The 18068-nt window shown below is 54.8% G+C and carries 15 protein-coding genes and 1 tRNA gene; 11 read left to right on the plus strand and 5 right to left on the minus strand.

Annotation, left to right across the window (positions count from 1 at the left end; all coding sequences use genetic code 11):
• Positions 1-56 precede the first annotated feature (56 nt).
• The 4 genes from TMES_RS03695 to TMES_RS03710 all read left to right on the plus strand — a co-directional run bounded on the left by TMES_RS03695 (position 57) and on the right by TMES_RS03710 (position 5010).
• Positions 57-1544: a carboxypeptidase M32 gene (locus TMES_RS03695; protein WP_085579467.1), complete on the plus strand. Its 1488-nt coding sequence runs from the start codon at positions 57-59 to the stop codon at positions 1542-1544.
• 113 nt (positions 1545-1657) lie between these two features.
• Complete coding sequence (locus TMES_RS03700; protein ID WP_085579469.1) at positions 1658-2059, plus strand: cyclic nucleotide-binding domain-containing protein; 402 nt, start codon at positions 1658-1660, stop codon at positions 2057-2059.
• A 239-nt stretch (positions 2060-2298) separates the two neighbouring features.
• Positions 2299-3696 carry a threonine synthase gene (gene thrC / locus TMES_RS03705; RefSeq protein ID WP_085579471.1) on the plus strand — a complete coding sequence of 466 codons (1398 nt, stop codon included), beginning with the start codon at positions 2299-2301 and terminating at the stop codon, positions 3694-3696.
• A 54-nt stretch (positions 3697-3750) separates the two neighbouring features.
• Positions 3751-5010, plus strand: coding sequence for a M16 family metallopeptidase (locus TMES_RS03710; protein WP_085579473.1), 1260 nt, complete (start codon positions 3751-3753; stop codon positions 5008-5010).
• Positions 5011-5090: 80 nt separating this feature from the next.
• On the opposite strand, the gene TMES_RS03715 is transcribed toward TMES_RS03710, so the two are convergent.
• The gene (locus tag TMES_RS03715) at positions 5091-8156 is read right to left on the minus strand and encodes an ATP-binding protein (RefSeq protein WP_085579475.1); all 3066 of its coding nucleotides are present in this window, start codon (positions 8154-8156) and stop codon (positions 5091-5093) included.
• A gap of 199 nt (positions 8157-8355) precedes the next feature.
• Between TMES_RS03715 and TMES_RS03720 the strand changes: the two genes are divergently transcribed.
• The 5 genes from TMES_RS03720 (at position 8356) to TMES_RS03740 (ending at position 12303) form a co-directional block, all read left to right on the plus strand.
• Positions 8356-9018, plus strand: a complete 663-nt coding sequence (locus TMES_RS03720) for an amino acid ABC transporter permease (RefSeq protein ID WP_085579477.1) — start codon at positions 8356-8358, stop codon at positions 9016-9018.
• Complete coding sequence (locus TMES_RS03725) at positions 9018-9689, plus strand: amino acid ABC transporter permease (protein WP_085579478.1); 672 nt, start codon at positions 9018-9020, stop codon at positions 9687-9689. Before TMES_RS03720 ends, TMES_RS03725 begins: the two co-directional genes overlap by 1 nt.
• Positions 9690-9702: 13 nt before the next feature.
• A complete protein-coding gene (locus TMES_RS03730; protein WP_085579480.1) occupies positions 9703-10437 on the plus strand; it encodes an amino acid ABC transporter ATP-binding protein in 735 nt (244 codons plus the stop codon).
• Between the two features lie 37 nt (positions 10438-10474).
• Positions 10475-11398, plus strand: coding sequence for a glycosylasparaginase (locus TMES_RS03735; protein WP_085579482.1), 924 nt, complete (start codon positions 10475-10477; stop codon positions 11396-11398).
• Between the two features lie 104 nt (positions 11399-11502).
• Positions 11503-12303, plus strand: coding sequence for a transporter substrate-binding domain-containing protein (locus TMES_RS03740; protein WP_085579484.1), 801 nt, complete (start codon positions 11503-11505; stop codon positions 12301-12303).
• A 64-nt stretch (positions 12304-12367) separates the two neighbouring features.
• On the opposite strand, the gene TMES_RS03745 is transcribed toward TMES_RS03740, so the two are convergent.
• Entirely contained in the window at positions 12368-13477 is a 1110-nt protein-coding gene (locus TMES_RS03745) for a LacI family DNA-binding transcriptional regulator (RefSeq protein ID WP_143589515.1), read from the minus strand.
• Here TMES_RS03745 and TMES_RS03750 point away from each other — a divergent pair.
• Positions 13465-14466 carry an ROK family protein gene (locus TMES_RS03750; protein ID WP_085579486.1) on the plus strand — a complete coding sequence of 334 codons (1002 nt, stop codon included), beginning with the start codon at positions 13465-13467 and terminating at the stop codon, positions 14464-14466. The two genes, TMES_RS03745 and TMES_RS03750, sit on opposite strands and share 13 nt — an antisense overlap.
• Positions 14463-15164, plus strand: coding sequence for a copper homeostasis protein CutC (locus TMES_RS03755; protein WP_085579488.1), 702 nt, complete (start codon positions 14463-14465; stop codon positions 15162-15164). Before TMES_RS03750 ends, TMES_RS03755 begins: the two co-directional genes overlap by 4 nt.
• Before the next feature lie 47 nt (positions 15165-15211).
• Here the strand turns inward: TMES_RS03755 and TMES_RS03760 are convergent.
• The 3 genes from TMES_RS03760 to TMES_RS03770 form a co-directional block, all read right to left on the minus strand.
• A tRNA-Gln gene (locus TMES_RS03760) sits at positions 15212-15286 on the minus strand.
• 93 nt (positions 15287-15379) lie between these two features.
• Positions 15380-16315, minus strand: a complete 936-nt coding sequence (locus TMES_RS03765) for a 4-(cytidine 5'-diphospho)-2-C-methyl-D-erythritol kinase (RefSeq protein WP_085579490.1) — start codon at positions 16313-16315, stop codon at positions 15380-15382.
• 26 nt (positions 16316-16341) lie between these two features.
• On the minus strand, positions 16342-18057 hold the full coding sequence (locus TMES_RS03770; protein ID WP_085579492.1) for a tetratricopeptide repeat protein: 1716 nt from the start codon (positions 18055-18057) through the stop codon (positions 16342-16344).
• Positions 18058-18068: the final 11 nt, after the last annotated feature.

Below are 18068 nucleotides of genomic sequence, written 5' to 3' on the forward strand. Positions count from 1 at the left end.
CGTCATTCAGTTTCTGTCCTTGTCCCTTTTTCTGTCCCTAACGCTGCGGAGCCCCCATGACCAAAGCCTATCTTGCGCTTGAAAACCGTTTTCGTCGTATGAACATTCTGGCGGATATCGGCGGGATGCTGCATTGGGATATGGCAACCATGATGCCCGATGGCGCAGCAGAATCGCGTTCCGAACAGCTTGCCACCCTTGATGTCATGTCCAACGAACTGATCAAGGATGCTGCCCTGGTCGACCTTTTGGCCGCGGCCGAAGGCGAAACCCTGACCGACTGGCAGCGCGCCAATCTGCATGAAATGAAACGCGAATGGGTGCATGGCAATGCGGTGCCGGGCGATCTGGTCGAGGCGATTTCGCGCGCGTCCACCGCGTGCGAGGTTGCATGGCGCACCGCGCGTGCGGAAAATGATTTCGCAGGCCTGTTGCCCAAATTGCAAACCGTGCTGGACCTGTCAATCGAAGCTGGCACCGCCAAGGCCGAGGCGCTGGGCTGCTCGGTTTATGATGCCCTGCTTGATCAATACGATCCCTCCATGCGCTGTGACCGCATTGATGGCCTGTTTGCCGATCTGGAAGCCTTCCTGCCCGATTTTACCGCCAGCGTGATTGAACGCCAAAAAGCCGAACCGGCCGCCTTAACCCCCGAAGGTCCGTTTCCGGTCGCAACCCAGAATGCCATCGGGCTAGAGCTGATGAAGGCCGTCGGGTTTGATTTTGACCATGGCCGGCTTGATATTTCCCATCATCCGTTTTGTGGCGGCACGGCCGACGATGTGCGCCTGACCACGCGTTATAACGAGGCCGATTTTACCAGCGCTATCATGGGTGTGATGCACGAAACCGGCCACGCCATGTATGAACGCGGCCTGCCCGAGGCCTGGCGCATGCAGCCAGTGGGCAAGGCGCGCGGCATGAGCATGCATGAAAGCCAGTCGTTACTGATTGAAATGCAGGCCAGTCGCTCGCAGGAATTTTTAACCTATGCTGCCCCGCTGTTTAAAACCGCCTTTAACGGCAATGGCCCGGCATGGGACGCTAAAAACCTGTATCGGCTTTACACAAGGGTGGAACCGGGCCTGATCCGGGTCGATGCCGATGAAGTGACTTATCCGTCGCATGTGATTTTGCGGTATCGCCTGGAGCGCGCCCTGATCGAAGGCGACATGAAACTGGCCGATTTGCCCGGTGCCTGGAACGATATGATGCAGTCGCTTTTGGGCATTACCCCGCCCGATGATGGCAATGGCTGCTTGCAAGATATTCACTGGCCGTCCGGCGCATGGGGGTATTTCCCGACCTATACCATGGGGGCAATGGCGGCGGCCCAGCTGTTTGCGGCTGTGCGCAAAGCGGTGCCCGATGTGATGGAACAGCTTGCCATCGGCAATTTCGCCCCGCTGATGACGTGGCTGCGCGCCAATGTGCATGGCAAGGGTTCCAGTGCCACAACCGATGAAATTTTGCACGCGGCAACCGGGGCACCTTTGCAAACCACGGCATTCATTACCCATTTGCAAACCCGTTACGGCGGTTAAATTATTGCCATGCTGTTTCTGCCGGCTGGTTCTTTGATTATATAATCGATACACTTGCCAGCGGGCAGACCCGAAATAAACATACGTTACATCGAACAGGACCAGACAGGCACATGTCATCAAAGGTAATGGACCGTCAGGTCTTTGCAGCGGGACAAATCATTTTCCGCGAAGGAAAACCCGGCGGTGCCGCCTATGTGGTGCAAGAAGGCTCGGTCGAGATTTATAAAGCCACCGGCGGCGAAGAGGTCGTTTTGGGCCATATCGAACCGGGCGGCCTGTTTGGCGAGCTTTCGCTGATCGATGATGCCCCGCGCATGGCCTCGGCGCGCGCGCGCGATCGCACCGTGGTTATCGCCATTTCCCGGCGTCAGTTCGAATATAAACTTAACGAATCGGACCGCTTTATTCGCGCTATCTTGCGTATTTTATTGTCCAATTACCGCCAAATCACCCGCCGCTCGGTCAAGCTCGAAGCCCAGTTGCGCAAACACGGCATTCCCATCGAAGATTGACCCGGCAGGGCAGGGGCGACGTGCCCTAATCCTGTTGCGGCTCTGTTCGGGCTTTGTGTGCCCTTCGTTTGGTCTGCGCGGATTTTGGGTTATGCAGGGCACATGCCCGCTATTCATCCTTGACTATGGCGGGGTAAGTCCGCACTAACTCGGTATTCTGTGGAAATGGTGATGCTGCCCGTTTTGTGTGTGGCGCGTCGCGTTGCTGCAGGACCGTTGTTTGTATCAGGAGCAATCAAGTGCGTTATATCAGCACGCGGGGAACGGCCCCCGTCTTGCAATTCGACGAAGTTCTTTTGGCCGGTCTGGCCCGCGATGGCGGTCTGTATGTGCCCGAAACCTGGCCGCAATTTACGGCCGACGATATCAAATCGTTCCGCACCATGAACTATGCCGACGTGGCCTTTGCGGTGATAAAACCGTTTGTCGCCGGTACTGTCGATGACGCCGCCCTTAAAACCATTCTTGATGATACCTATGCCGGGTTTAATCATGCCGCCGTGGCCCCGCTCAAGCAACTTGGTGCCAATGACTGGATGATGGAACTGTTCCACGGCCCGACTTTGGCGTTCAAGGATTACGCCCTTCAGGTCGTCGGTCGTTTGTTTGACCATGTTCTGGCAAAGCGCGGCAAGCGCATTACCATTGTGGGTGCCACTTCGGGCGATACCGGCTCTGCCGCAATTGAAGCCTGCCGCGACCGCGATAATGTCGATATTTTCATTTTGCATCCCGCCGGGCGTGTGTCCGAAGTGCAACGCCGCCAGATGACCACCGTGATTGCCGATAACGTCCATAACCTTGCGGTCGATGGCTCGTTCGATGATTGCCAGGATCTGGTCAAGGCGCTGTTTAACGATCATGCCTTCCGCGATGAAATTGGCCTTTCGGCAGTTAATTCCATTAACTGGGCGCGCATCATGTGCCAGATCGCCTATTATTTCTGGGCCGGTGTGCAGTTGGGTGCGCCTGACCGCGAGGTTTCTTTCTCTGTGCCGTCGGGCAATTTTGGCAATGTTTATGCCGGGTATGCCGCCCTGCAAATGGGCCTGCCGATCAAACAGTTTGTGGTGGGTTCTAATTCCAACGACATTCTGGCGCGGTTTTTTGACAAGGGCGTGATGAAAATGGACGGGGTTCACCCCACCATCAGCCCGTCGATGGATATTCAGGTCAGCAGCAATTTTGAACGTTTGCTGTTTGATTTATATGACCGCGACGGGGCCGCGATTGTCGAATTAATGACCGAATTTCGCAAAACCGGCATCATGGAAATGTCGCAGGGCCGCTTTGCCAAAGCCCGCGAGCTGTTTGATGGCTATCGCCTTGATGATGATCAGACCCGGGCCGCCATTCTGGATGTTTATCAAAAAACCGGTGAACTGGTGGACCCGCATTCCGTAATTGGCATTGCCGCCGGGCGGGCGTGCAACCGCGACCATACGGTGCCGATGATTGCCCTGGCAACCGCGCACCCGGCCAAGTTCCCCGATGCCGTTAAACAGGCATCGGGCATATACCCGGACTTGCCCGAACGCCTGTCCGACCTATATGACCGACCAGAGAAACTCGAACCGATGACCAACGATGCCGCTGCCCTGATGGCGCATGTTCGTAAAAACCGGCGTGCGGCCTGATAGATGGCAGGGATCGGATCGTTGGACCTTTATTTGCAACAGGAGAATATCTGAATGACAGTCGAGCTGACCGAGCTTGACAATGGCATGATTGTCGCCACCGACCGCCTGGAACATGTGCAGTCGGTGGCTTTGGGTGCATGGGTAGATGTGGGCGCGCGTAACGAAACGCCCGATATTAACGGCATTTCCCATATGCTTGAACACATGGCATTTAAAGGCACGCGCAAACGCACTGCGCTGCAAATTTCCGAAGAAATCGAAGCGGTGGGCGGGCAGATGAATGCCTATACCTCGCGCGAAAATACCGCCTATTATTGCAAGGTTCTGCACGAAGACCAGGCGCTGGCGATTGATGTGATCGCCGATATTTTGCAAAATTCCACGCTTGATGAAAAAGAGCTGGAACGCGAACGCCAGGTGATTTTACAGGAAATCGGCCAGGCGATTGATACGCCTGACGACATCGTGTTTGATTATTTTCAGGAAACCGCCCTGCCAAATCAGGCGCTGGGCCGCTCTATTCTCGGCACGCCTGAAAATGTTTCCAGCCTGTCGCGCGATGATTTGTTTGATTTTATGTCGCGGCGCTATAGTGCCAAACGCATGGTGTTTTCGGCCTCGGGCAATGTGAACCACAATGAAATCGTCGATATGGTTTCATCAAAATTCACCAATCTTCCGACCCACGAAGACCACGATATGGAAACGCTGCGCTATGAAGGTGGCCAGCGCATTGAACAGCGCGATCTGGAACAGGCCCATGTTATTTTCGGCCTGCCCACGGTGGCCTATGCCGATGACAGTTTCTATGACGTGCAGGTGTTCAACACCCTTCTGGGCGGCGGCATGTCGTCACGCCTGTTTCAGGAAATCCGCGAAAAACGCGGGCTGGTTTATTCGGTTTACAGCTTCTCGTCGCACTATGTCGATGGCGGCCTGTTCTCGATCTATGCCGGTACCGGGCCGGATGACCTTGGCGAACTGATGCCCGTCATGTGTGACGAACTTAAACGCGCCACCGTTGATCTGACCGAAGAAGAAGTTAACCGGGCGCGTGCGCAGCTTAAAGCCATGGTCGTGATGGGCATGGAAAGCAATTCGGCCCGCTGCGAAACGCTCGCCCGGCAAATTCAGGTCCATGGCGGCCCGCAAACCATCGCCGAGATTATTGAAAAGATCGAAGCCGTTGATTTGAACAAGGTCCGTGCGGCGGGCGAAGCCCTGCTCACCGGCAAACCCACCGTCACCGCCTTAGGCCCGGTCGGTAAAATGCCGGAATATGACACGCTGGTAGATCGGCTCCGCGCGTGATCTGACGGTGTTGGGCGGTCTGATACCATACTTTCAAACGGCGTCTGTCTGATGGCAGGCGCCGTCTTAAAAAGTTCTGACTAATTTTTGATTAACAGCATTTCTGAAATGTGTTGAATAGCTTCATCGATGGTTCGATGAGGCTCACTTCCGTATTTGATGAGAAAGTTGTTGCTGAATCTATCTGAAGTTTTGATTAGTCGTTCTAGCATTTTTTTTCCCTGATTAAAGTCAACACGATTGCAAGCATCTTCTCCTATGTAAAAAGCTGCGTTTGCCTCAGCTACCGCTATTTTGTAGTTCTTCGGAAATTGCAAAAGAAGTAGGTCAAGTCTTCCCAACATATCTGCGACCCAAATTTTGACACCTTTTTCGCTTGATATTGTGCTGATATTACTGGCTGCGCTGGCTTCGGCTTCTGCAATTTCCGGATTTTCATAAAACTGCGCGCGTAAATTATCTAATCGCTTTAGCATTTCGTTCACGCGGTTCCAGTCATTTTTTTCACTGGAAAAAGTACAAATATTAGCTGCTGTTAATGCTTCAGAGATAGCGATATCAATGTTGTGGGCGAAGTGGGTGCGCAGATTATCAAATCTTATCAGCATTGCTTTAACCCGTTCCCAATTTCCTTGTTCACAGCATAGTGTGCCGATGTGTGAAGCAGCGTGCGCCTCTGTTAGTGCGACTTCCGTGTTCTTGTCGAACTCTGTACGTATTGTATCGAGTCTATTCAATAATTTATCGGTTTTTTGCCAATCGCCTATTTTGCTTGCATCAAAAATAATATTGAAAACGATTTTCGCCTCTCGGGATACAATTTCAGGGCGATTTCCGAAAGTTTCGCGAAGCTTGTCAATGCGCTTCAGCATGACAGTAGTCTGTTCCCAGTCGTTTTGTTCTCCAGCACGTAGGCTTATGTTCACTGCGGCCTTGGCTTCTGCTAAGCCGATTTTGAAGTGGTCGTTAAATTTTGTCCTCAGAGTATCAATGCGTGAGAGCATTTCATCAATTTGTTTTCTGTTGTATTTTTCTTCTTTGCGGAAGAAAATATTGCTGTACGCTTCAGCCATAATTAGTGAAATTTCTTCGTTATCACTGAATTGAGCGCATAGAGTGTCAAGGCGGAGTAACATAGTATTTGTTCGTTGCCGATTTGTATTGAGATCATCAAGGATCATATTGAACACTGCTTTAGATTCTTCTTGCGCTATCTTGTGATTTTTTGGAAATTTGATGCTCAACATTTTGAGCGCATCCATGAAATCATCAGCCATTTTGGGATTGTTGACTTTGTTGCATTGGTCTAGCCAATCAATAGCCATCCAAGCGTAGGAATATGCAGCTATTTCGTGTTCGCAAGACAACATGGCTGCAGGAATATCAATATCAACTGTCTTTTGAGGGAAGTCTTGAAGTAGGCGCAAAATCGAAGCGATTGGCGCAATCTTTCCGTTTTTCAAGCTGTTGTTCACAAGGCAATGTCGGTGCTTGGTTGAACATTCTAACAGAGTTCTAGCTACAAAAAACTCACCCATTATGTCAGGTTCAACTGGTGCAAGGAATGTTCCTGTTCCTCCAAGGGCGCTGATCAGCCCCTGATGATGATCGGGGGGCGGATCGGGCAGGTGGCGGGCGACGGGGCCGTAATCGGCGTCTTTGGTCTCAAGGTCATTTAGGTCCAACCCTTGTGTAAGTGTTGCCAGTGCCAAGGCGAGTTTATAGCGGGTTAGGGTGCCGCCACCATCATCGGGCGCGGCGTGTTGCCAGCAGGTGTCTTCTTCGCGCCTTAGCATTCCGGCAAGGACGTCTTCCTGATTAAGCAAGGCCGCGATTTTTGTAAAATCGGGTTGTGATTCTGGTTCTTTTTCGGCTTCAGCGATCATTGCTTCTGCCGTGGCAAGGGCAAAAAGCGGGCGGGGCTGGTTGGCATCGTTTGGTCTGGTATCAACCCTTTGCGCCGCTGCCAGAAGAAGATCTCCGCATGGCGGTGTTTGCCCTGCTTTGGCAAAGCGCTCCTTCATCATCTTCTTGATAGCTGTTGCATCTACGGGCGGGATGGTCAGCCCGTTTTCATCCTCATGCCCGAAGACATGGTCCATCACCATCGGTTTATCGCCGTTTTCGGGTAGCATTTTTGCTAGCCAGCTTTTGTCGACCTTGCGTTCCAGCAATAAAACTCGGACAGGAAAATCATAATGCGCAGCATTGTTCGCAAATATGCGTAAGAGGTCGCCCGTTTTTTCTGCCTGTCCACTGACATAATCAATCACAATGAAGGTTGGTTGACGAGGAAGCCATTTTTCTGGATTGCGAAACTTTTCGAGATCATGGAGATGGAGCTTGCCTGCCTTCCAGATATTTCGGTTCAGCTTTTCTGTGGTAAAATCAAAGGCGAGCCGAGTTTTCCCTGTGCCACCATCACCTTTTATCAGCATCCAGCGGAAATTAAATTCAGGTCCGCAAATCTCGATGTCACCTGCGAAATTGGTCAGAAGTTCAATTTCTTTTTCGCGGCCATATAGACCGTTAAGGTTTGAGTTATATTTGACACGATCAAAAGATCCGAGCTCTCGCCGTGGCTTAGGCCATCTAAGCTCCGGGGAAACCATGTTGTGAAAAAGCTGATCAATTTCTTTCTGGAAGGCCGTGATCAGGGTATCTGTCTGTCCCTCAAGCTCGCTGAGGACTTTCTCGAATCCCTGAATATTATGCAAGGCCAGCATGGTTTCGATGGGGGTGGTGTCGTCAATTTCTAGGGCATCAAGATCAACTGGCCTGCCTTCTGTTATGACAGTAAGGATGCTGGTTTTAAGGGCGTCTTTGGTTTCCGTGCCATGCTGGATAGTGATTAGTCGTTGTAGCAGTCCAGCCAGTAACGGAGTGTTTTCAATAAAGGTTTGCAAGCGGGATGAAATTGCCTTGCCGATAAAGGATTCTGACTTTGCAACAATGGCGGTGATCAGGCGTAAAACGACGTAGTGCAAAGGCGGGCGAAACCCTAACTCGCGTATTTCACCCAGCAACGTCGCCTTTACATCCTTGTCTGCCAGCAAGTCAGACAAAAACCCGGACTGTGCCAGTTTGTCGATGATCGCGTTGGCATTCAGGGAACCCGGGCTTTCTTCGGTTTGTATTTCTGCCACCTGTGTTCCCCCTTATTTTATCGCCTGAAACGACTATACAAGGCAGGGTTGTTGATACCATCTCAAAATCCGTAACGCCGGTGGCTGCGTATGGCCTATATGCGGTTTGCCTTTTTGTTTGCGCGGGTTTTTGAATGTGCTAAAGTGAAAGCGGTTTCATGATAAAAACAAATAAAATCATCAGGTTATAAAACATAAAATGAACTTTTCGGCGATCATCGGGTATCTGGGCATGTTCTGGGACGGGTTTTTGGTCACCGCGTCGGTCAGTGCCTTGTCGATTGCGGGCAGTTTTATCATTGGTGTGATTGTGGCCTTTGGCGCGGTGTCGCGTCGGCCTGCTGTGCGGCGGTTGGCGCGGGGTTATATTGGCCTGTTTCGCAATATTCCGTTTATCGTGCAGGTGTTTTTCTTTTATTTCGGCCTGCCGGAAATCGGCATTTATATCGACGCTTTCACCACCGGCACCATGGCGCTGTCGATTGCGGTGGGGGCCTATGCCGCCGATGTGTTGCGCGCGGGCATTGAAAATGTTGATACCGGGGTGATCGAGGCGGCCGAGGTTTCCGGCTTGTCGCGCCTTAAAATTTATCGCCGAATCATTTTGCCCATCGCGCTGCGCGTCTCGCTGCGCCCGCTGGGATCGGTGTTTATCAATCTGGTGCTGACCACATCGATTTTATCGACCATCACGCTTAACGAGCTGACCGGCAATGCCAAAATTGTCGCGTCCGATACCTTCCGCCCGTTCGAGGTCTATTTCTTCCTGCTGCTGTTTTATTGCGTGCTGACCTATCTGTTGTCGCTGTTGATCAATCTGTGGCACCGGCATTTAAACCGTTTCATGCGGGGGGCTGAATAATGCGCAATCAGGGCTTTAACTGGCATGACCCGATATTGTGGGCGCAGGGGCTGGGCGTTTCGGTGGGTGTGTTTGCGGCATCGATGATTTTGGGCAGTCTGATTGGCATCTTCATTGCCCTGTGCCGGGTTTACAAGGTGCCGGTGGTGGCCCCGCTATTGCTGGTGATTAGCGAATTTTTGAAAAACTCGCCGGTGCTGGTGCAATTGTTTTTGGTGTTTTTTGGCGTGCCGGTGCTGTTGCAGGTTAACATCACCCCCGCCGAAGCTGCGATTTTTACCCTGACCGGGAATACAGCCGCCTTTATCGCCGTGATCGCCATTTCCGCCATGGATGCCCTTGATCGCGGCCAGCTGGAGGCCGCGCGCAGTTTTGGCCATTCCGAACGCAGCATTTTACGCAAAATCATCGCCCCGCAGGCGTTGGTGGTGGCGATGCCCGCCCTGATCGGGCTGGCGGTGAACCAGTTGCAGGTCACATCGCTGATTTCCGCCATTGGCGTGATTGATTTAACCAAAGTCGGCCAGATTTTGAACCAGCGCACCTGGCAGCCCTTTATCGTCTGGGCGATCATTGGCGTGACCTATTTTGTCTTGTCGCGCGTGCTGGCAATGGCAGGCGGGCGCATTGAAAACCGGTTGCGCCGCCATATGGACTGGGCCGGGTTATGAGGAAGGCGCTATCGTGATTGAAATTGATCAACTGCACAAAAAATTCGGCGATACCGAGGTTCTGAAAGGCATCAGCCTGACCATTGCGCCGGGCGAGGTTGTCTCCATTTTAGGCGCCAGCGGGTCGGGCAAAAGTACGCTGATGCGCTGCATGAACGGGTTGGCCGGGTTAAATGGCGGGTCGCTGTTGATTGACGGGCTGGATGTGTCAAAGCCCCGCGAATTGCGCGAAATTCGCAAACGCTGCGCCACCGTGTTTCAGCATTTTAACCTGTACCCGCATTTATCGGTGCTTGAAAACATCACACTGGCGCCGATAGATGTGCTGGGCCGCAAAAAGGCCGAGGTTGAAGCCGAAGCCTTTGCGTTGCTCAAACAGGTGGGGCTGGCAGACCGTGCAGATGCCTATCCCGGTCAGCTTTCAGGCGGGCAAAAACAGCGGATCGGCATTTGCCGCGCACTTGCCATGCAGCCGCGTTATTTGCTGCTAGACGAGGTGACATCGGCCCTGGACCCGGAAATGACGGGCGAAGTGCTAGATGTGCTGGCCGCCCTGGCGCGCAGCGGCACCACCATGATTTTTGTCACCCACGAAATTGCCTTTGCCCGCGAAATATCATCGCGCATCGTTTTTCTTGATGATGGTGTGGTGCGCGCCGACATGCCGACGGATCGTTTCTTCGCCGAAGATGGCGGTTATGGCGATGAACGCATTGCGCGCTTTTTGGCCAAGATGCGCAACAAATAACAAGTAAATAACAATAAGAAAGAAGGACGAGCGACCCATGATCATTGTTGCCAATTCCGAAGCCGGTGCCGGGATAGAGCAGGCGGTGGATATTTTAAAATCCGGCCGCCACGGGCTGGATGCCCTGGAAACAGCCCTGAACCGGGTGGAAGAAGACCCCAAGGTGCGCAGTGTTGGCTATGGTGGCTGGCCCAACCTGATTGGTGAAATGGAATTTGACGCCGGGGTGATGGATGGCACCACGCGCCGCACCGGGGCAGTTGGCGCGTTGCGCGGGGTGGTTCATGCCGTGTCGGTGGCGCGCCGGGTGATGAGCGACCTTAACCATGAAATGCTGGTCGGCGAGGGCGCTTGCAGGTTCGCAAGTGAAAGCGGTTTCACCCCGCAGCCCACGCTATACCCCGATTCCAAAAAGGTATGGTGGGACAAACTGGCGCGAATGTTAAGCCCGGAAGAACAGGCCAAATTCCCCGATATGCCGCTGGCCCCGTTAAACAGTGCCATTACCGACCCCGAAAAAGTGCGCGATACCAGCGTGTTTTTGACCATTGATTCCCATAAGGGCATCCATGCCGCCACCAGTACATCGGGCTGGGCCTGGAAATATCCCGGCCGGTTGGGCGACAGCCCGATTGTCGGGGCGGGGTTTTATGCCGATAGCCGCTATGGGGCGGCGGCCTGCACCCATACCGGCGAAATGACGATGCGGGCTGGCACCTGTCGCACCATCGTTCTGGCGATGAAGCTGGGCTATTCGCTGGATGATGCCGTGAAAATTGCCGTGGATGAATTGCGCGACCTTGAAACAGGCTATCTCGACGGGGTGGTTCTTCATGCGCTTGATGCACACGGAAACCACAAGGTGGTGAATTTTCGCTGCCGCGAAACCATTCGATACTGGTACTGGGACGAAACCCTGACCAAACCGGAAAAAAGAGAAGCGGAAACGCTCAAGGACTAGGACCAAAGCGTGTTGAGCGAAACGGTTCATCGCGCGGCCCGATCCCCATAAGCCAATTTTATAGGGACCGGGTATAAGTTTTATAAAAAACAGGAGGCTTCAAAATGCGGTTAAAAGGATTTGTGCTGGCAGGCGTGATGGCGCTAACAGCGATTGCGGGAAGCATGTCCCATGCGATGGCGGGCAAGCTCGAAGACATCAAGGATCGCGGTGTGATCCGGGTGGGGGTATCGCTGGGCGGCGAGCCGATTGGCTTTCGCGATGCCGAAAACAACCCGGCGGGCTATGATGTTGATCTGGCAAAACGGCTGGCGGAAAAGCTGGGCGTTAAAATTGAATATACCGATGTGAGCGGCGACGCCCGCGTGTCGATGTTGTTGTCAGACCAGTTGGACGCCGTGATTGGCAACCTGTCGGCAACGCTGGAACGCGCCAAGTCGATTGATTTTACCATTCCCTATAACCGGGCCGGTTTGCGGGTGGTGGTACAAAAAGACTCGGGCATTAAATCGCTTGATGATCTGGCCGGGCATAAAATTGTGGTTGGTCGCGGCTCTACCGGTGAAAGTTTTATCAAGCGCCGGGTGCCGGATGCCGAAATGGTTTACACCGACAATTTCGCGCCCGATGGCGTGTTGCTGTTAAAACAGCGCCGGGTTGAAGCCGGGATCGAGGATAGCTCGCTGGTCGATTATCTTGCCGCACAGGAAGACAATCTGGTCACCATGAAGGGTCTGTTCTCCAACGATCCGATTGCGATTGGGGTGCGCAAGGGCGACCCGGAATTTCTGCGCTGGATGGACATGTTTGTGTCTGACTATATTTCGTCGGGCGATTACGAAACCAGCTATAAAAAATGGTGGGGCGATGATGCCAACCCGCCAACGCTGAACCCGCTTTGGTAAGATTTACCATGCCGATGACGCCGTCCTTCGGGGCGGCGTTTTGGCGCTAAGGGCCGTAATTATTTTATCCGGTCTGGCGGCCATAAAACCGGGTGGGAACCCCCAAATGGCGCGGGCCCTTGCGCGCCTGGGCCGGGTCAACCAGCAGCGACACCACCTGTTCCACATAATCGCGCTTGTCAAAGCCGATGGACGATATCGGGTAACTGTGAAGGTCGGTTAGCGACAGGTTATCAAACCCGTACAGGCGCATGCGCCCCGGAATGATACCGTCTTCGCGGTCGCGCAAAACATCGAGAACCCCCATTGCCATGGCATCGGATGTGCAAAAAATGGCGTCGGTATAATGGCGCGGGTCAATCTGGCGGGCGGCGGTAACGCCGGAGGCATAGGAATAATCGCCATGCAATTGGGTGCTGACGAGAATGCCGTATCGGGCCAGTGCAGTGCGGTAAAAAGCAATGCGCTGCTTTTCAAGTTCAGAGCTTTCGCGCCCGGTAATCAGCGTTGCGGTTTCAACCTGATGGCGGGCGGCATTTTCAACCGCCTGTTGAATTCCCGGGGCGTCATCTGGCTGAACCGACAGGCTTTGGCTGTCTTGCCGGCCATTTAACATGATGACATGATTGGTACGAAAAAAATCCCGTGCTTGCCTTGGACCAATAAAATCGGAAAAGATAAGGGCGGCGTCGACATGATAGCTGATGCTGCCCCGCAAAAAGTCCCGCGCACTCTTTACCGATCCCAACCGCACAATTGATGCCTGCTTGCCGACATCCTGCAATCGGCCAATCAGGATATCAAACAAATCCAGGTCACTAAGATCGCCGATATGATTGACAATAATACTGACCAGCCCGGTTTGCCGGGTGGACAAGCCCTGAGCCAGCGGGTTGGCGCTGTAGCCCAGCGCGCGCGCGGCGGCCAGCACACGTTCGCGTTTTTCCGCCGCCACCGGTTTTTGATCGCGCGACAATGCACGCGATGCCGCCGACAGCGACACACCGGCACGCTCTGCCACATCTTGCAAGGTGGGCAGGCGCGATTTTTTGTGGCGGGTGCGCGTCGTCTGGTGGCCGGAATGTTGGTCAGACAGGGTCATTTCCCCCGAGAAAATCACATGATGAAGGGCGAAACTATGGGATCGCAAGGCAAGGTTCAATGAAATACGCATTTGATATTGGCGGCACGAAAATCGAATTTGGCGTTTTCAATGATCAGGACAAGATCCTGTATCGCCAAAAGGTTCCCACCCCCCTTTCCGATCGCGAGGCCTTTGTCGGCGCCATTCGCGATCTGGTGCAGGCCGCAGATGCGCGTTTTGCCCCGCAACAGCCGGGCGGGGGCGCCTCGTTGCCCGGCACAACGCAGGATATTTTGGCAAACGCCACCGGTGTGCCACCCGTCGGCATCAGCTTTGCTGGCGGGCTGGAGCCCGAAACCGGGGCGGTTATTTCGGCCAATGTGCCACCGATCAAGGGCTGGTCGATCGGGCGGGAACTGGGGTTGATTTTAAAGCGCCCGGTGCGGGTGGAAAACGATGCCGATTGTTTTGCCCTGGCCGAAGCCCGTTTGGGGGCCGGGGCCGGGCACCGAACGGTATTTGCCATCATATTGGGCACCGGGGTTGGCGGTGGTATTGTGGTGGATGGCCGGTTTATTGGCGGGCGCAGCGGCATTCGCGGCGAATGGGGCCATGGCAACGATGTTTCAGGCGCCCTTGCCCGCCACGGGTTAAAGTCGCGCCAGTGCGGCTGTGGCGGGGCCGCCTGCCTGGACCCGTGGGGGGCGGCACGCGGCATGGAACGTATTCATAACTTGCTTAATGGCGGCGATTTGGCCAGCCACGACATTACCGCTGCCTGGCGGGCGGGCAACCATGCCGCCCTTAAAACCATTGATGTGTTTGTGGATCTGGTGGCCGGGCAATTGCGCCTGATGATCAATGTGCTGGACCCCGATTGTGTGCCGGTTGGCGGCGGGCTGGCCGGGGAAAGCGGGCTGGTGGCGCGCATTGATGCAGCGGTGCGCTCTGGCGTTTTGGGCCGTTATGATCATGCCTTGGTGATGCCGGGCCGATTTTACGAAGATGGCGGGCTGCGCGGTGCGGCCCTGCTTCATGACCGGGACGATATGACACGTGCGACAGGAGGCAACCGATGACCCGTATCAGCCATATGACGCTGGAAATCTGTGTTGAAAGTTTTGAAGATGCGGTAATTGCGGCCAAAAATGGTGCCGACCGGATCGAATATTGCTCGGCGCTGGGCGTGGGCGGGTTAACGCCAACCCCCGGGGCGATGGCGCAAATTGGCACCATACCGGTGCCGTGTTTTGTCATGATCCGTCCGCGACCGGGCAATTTTGTGTATCAGGACAGCGAAATAGACACCATGGCCCGCGAAATTGCCCTGGCCCGCGATGCCGGGGCCAAAGGCGTGGTGTTTGGTGCGTGCCATGACGATGGCAGCCTGCATGAAGGGCATTTGCGGTTGTTATGTGATGCGGCGGGCGGCATGGCGAAAACCCTGCATCGTGCCTTTGATATAACGCCCGATGCATTTTCGGCCCTTGAAACCGCAGTTGGGCTGGGGTTTGACCGTATTTTAACCTCGGGCCAGCAAAACACCGCCGAGGAAGGCTGTGCCATGATTGCCGACCTGATCGCGCGCGCGGGCGAGCGGATTATCATTTTGCCCGGCAGCGGCGTCACGGCCGCCAATGCCAGCACCCTGCGCGCCAAAACCGGCGCGTCGCAATTACATGCATCGTGCAAACGAACCGCACAGAAGGGCGAAGAAGGCCGCGTTGCCACCGATGGCAAAGCCGTGCGCGATTTGCGCCGGGCGATGGATCATTAAGGGCAAAAGAAAACCCCTTCGAGGGCGAACCTCGAAGGGGTTTGTCTTGGCTGGGGCGGTAGGATTCGAACCTACGGTACACGATACCAAAAACCGATGCCTTACCACTTGGCCACGCCCCATCAGCGTGTGTGGCGCGGAAAATAGCGCCCTATTCCGCCAAGTGCAACCCTCTATTTTGATCCTTTTTTGTCACGGCGATTTTTTTCTGTTTTTTATGCGGTTTCAGGCATTTGGCGGCTGGCGGGCAGGGGCCCGTGCGCCGGGCTGCCCGCAAATTTTCCGGCCTGCACCCACCAGCCGGGGTTGGCTTGGGCAATTGCTGTGGCCGCCGCCTGTGCCTGATCTGCATTGGGATAGAGGCCAAAGCAAGTAGCTCCGCTGCCTGACATACGGGCGAGCAAGCAGCCGTCGGCGCGCGCCAGCGCATCAAGTACATCGCAAATTTCGGGCAGCAGGGTGATGGCGGGCAGGGTTAAATCGTTGCGGCAATCACGCAGGGCCGTGGCAAGCGAGGTGACATCGGCGAAGCTGGCGTCGGTTGGCCATGATCCGGCCTCGGTAAAGTCGCCATCGCGGGCGGCGAAAATGGCCGGGGTCGACACCGCCTTGCCGGGGTTAACCAGCACCAGCGAAAAGCCGGGCAGGGGTGACAGCGGTGTTATTTCCTCGCCAATGCCCTGCATTAAAACCGTGCCGCCGGTTAAGCACACCGGCACATCCGCGCCCAGCGACAGGGCAATGTCGGCCAGATCGGCTGGCGGGACATCATCAAGGCCCCATAATTTACACAAAACCCGCAAGGCCGCCGCCGCATCGGCCGACCCGCCCCCAATGCCCGAGGCGACGGGCAGGTTTTTTTCCAAAATCAGGTCGGCACCCTGGGTAACACCGTATTTTTCCTGCAACAGGGTGGCCGCGCGCATGACAAGGTTGTCTTTGGGGCTGCCATCTTCCAGGGCGTCGGCCATGGGGCCGGTAATGGCGAGGGTTAAGGTGGCGTCATCGCGTAGGCGCGCCCGCAGGGTGTCGCCGATATTGGCAAAACACACCAGACTATCAAGCGTATGATAGCCATCGTCGCGCTTGCCCGTCACATGCAGGAAAAGGTTAATCTTGGCCTGTGCCGGTTCGATCAACTGGGTTTCCATCACCCTTGCCCATTTTTACGGGTTAATTATTTGGTGTCTGCCGTGCCAATGGCCGGTTTTTTACCGTTCAGCTTGTCCATCACGTCTTTGCGCTGTTCGGGTGTCGGATCAAACGACAAGGCCCGGCGCCACTGAAATTCCGCCTCGTGGTGGCGGCCAATCTGGTAATAGGCATCGCCAAGATGGTCATTTACCGTTGGGTCATCGGGGATCAATGATACCGCATGTTCAAGCTCGTTCACTGCGGCTTCGTACTGGCCCAGCTTGTAATAAACCCAGCCCAGACTATCGACGATAAAGCCGTCATCGGGTTTAAGTTCGATGGCGCGTTTGAGCATTTCCTGCGCCTTGTCGAAATTCATGCCCATATCGACCCAGCTATAGCCAAGATAATTCAGGACATAGGGCTGGTCGGGTTCCATTTCGAGGGCTTCGAGAAAATCCTGCTCGGCCTTGGGCCACTGGCCGTCTTGTTCATAGGCAATGCCACGACGATAGAGCAAGCGCCAGCCAACATTTTGCGGCCCGCCCAAACGGTTGATCGCGTCGCTATAGGCATCGGCGGAGGCCCCGAATTTTTTGGTCGCCCGCAAAACATCGCCCAATTGAATCAATGCATCGGCGCGGTCATCGCGTTCGCGCACCATTTTTCGCAAAATGGCGATGGCTTCGTCGTTCTGGTCTATTTCGGTCAGGCTGGAGGCTTCGCGCAGCCGGGCGTTCCAGCTGTGCGGCGAATTTTCGGGGATGGATTTATAAATCGCAATCGCTTCGGGCCAGCGTTTTTGAATTTCCATCACTTCGCCAACCAGCAATTTGGTTACCGCATCCCCCGGGCGCAACGACAGCGAATAGCGCGCCATCAGTAATGCCGGGTCAACCGCGTTTTCCTGGCTCAGCAGCGTTGCGATATCGAGATACCCTTCGGCCAGTCCCGATGCCGGGGTTAGTGCTGTGCTGATCGGCGGTTCGCCTTTTTTCAGGCGTTCGAGATGATAGGGCATGGCAAGGGACTGCGGATGGCGGTCCATATAGCTTTGATAAAGCAGCTCGGCCTTTTGGGTTTGGCCCTTGCGTTCGTAAATAGCGCCCAGTGCCTCGGCAGCGCGGAGCGGCGCGTCGGCCGGGTCGCCATAGGCGCTGGCAAGGGCGCGTTCGGCCCCGTTCAAATCGCCAAAATAATCCAGCACCAGCCCACGATGATATTCCGATAACGGGGCCAGCGTGCCGTTGCCCTGCAAATGGTCCAGTGCGGCGAGCGCATCGGCTTTGCGGTCAAGGGCGGTAAACAACCATGCGCGCGCCAGCGGGCGGATCAGCGAGTTCAAGCCGCGATCGGGCAGGGTGTTTATGGTTTCAAGGGCGCCATCGTAATCTTTGCTGCGAATATCGGCATCAGCCACAGCCAGAACGGCAAACAGGTCCTGGGGTTGATCCACAATCAGCTGGCGGGCGATGGTTTCGGTGTCTGAAATGCGGCCATCCGATATCAGGGCTAAAAAAGCCCGGCGGCGCAGATCGTCATTTTCGGGGTCCAGTTGCTGGGCGCGCAGCAAATATTGCGCGGCCTGCGATGTGGCATTGTTGCTTTGCGCAACTTTACCCGCCAGATAATTGCCAGCGAAACCGTCGCTTTGCGGATAATCGAACGGCTGGTTAAGGGCATTTTGACCGACTGTGCCACAGGCAGAAAGGGCAAGGGCCGTTACCGGGACCAGAAGATGTAACAGATTGCGCTTCAAGAATTTTTCCT

The sequence above is a fragment of the Thalassospira mesophila genome, from assembly GCF_002115755.1.
GTDB lineage: Bacteria > Pseudomonadota > Alphaproteobacteria > Rhodospirillales > Thalassospiraceae > Thalassospira > Thalassospira mesophila.

Excerpts from the sequence above, each read along its gene's own strand:
- TMES_RS03695 (WP_085579467.1), top strand. The coding sequence starts at position 57 with ATGACCAAAGCCTATCTTGCGCTTGAAAACCGTTTTCGTCGTATGAAC.
- TMES_RS03700 (WP_085579469.1), top strand. The coding sequence starts at position 1,658 with ATGTCATCAAAGGTAATGGACCGTCAGGTCTTTGCAGCGGGACAAATC.
- TMES_RS03710 (WP_085579473.1), top strand. The coding sequence starts at position 3,751 with ATGACAGTCGAGCTGACCGAGCTTGACAATGGCATGATTGTCGCCACC.
- TMES_RS03720 (WP_085579477.1), top strand. The coding sequence starts at position 8,356 with ATGAACTTTTCGGCGATCATCGGGTATCTGGGCATGTTCTGGGACGGG.
- TMES_RS03725 (WP_085579478.1), top strand. The coding sequence starts at position 9,018 with ATGCGCAATCAGGGCTTTAACTGGCATGACCCGATATTGTGGGCGCAG.
- TMES_RS03735 (WP_085579482.1), top strand. The coding sequence starts at position 10,475 with ATGATCATTGTTGCCAATTCCGAAGCCGGTGCCGGGATAGAGCAGGCG.
- TMES_RS03740 (WP_085579484.1), top strand. The coding sequence starts at position 11,503 with ATGCGGTTAAAAGGATTTGTGCTGGCAGGCGTGATGGCGCTAACAGCG.
- TMES_RS03750 (WP_085579486.1), top strand. The coding sequence starts at position 13,465 with ATGAAATACGCATTTGATATTGGCGGCACGAAAATCGAATTTGGCGTT.
- TMES_RS03745 (WP_143589515.1), bottom strand. The coding sequence starts at position 13,477 with ATGCGTATTTCATTGAACCTTGCCTTGCGATCCCATAGTTTCGCCCTT.
- TMES_RS03755 (WP_085579488.1), top strand. The coding sequence starts at position 14,463 with ATGACCCGTATCAGCCATATGACGCTGGAAATCTGTGTTGAAAGTTTT.
- TMES_RS03765 (WP_085579490.1), bottom strand. The coding sequence starts at position 16,315 with ATGGAAACCCAGTTGATCGAACCGGCACAGGCCAAGATTAACCTTTTC.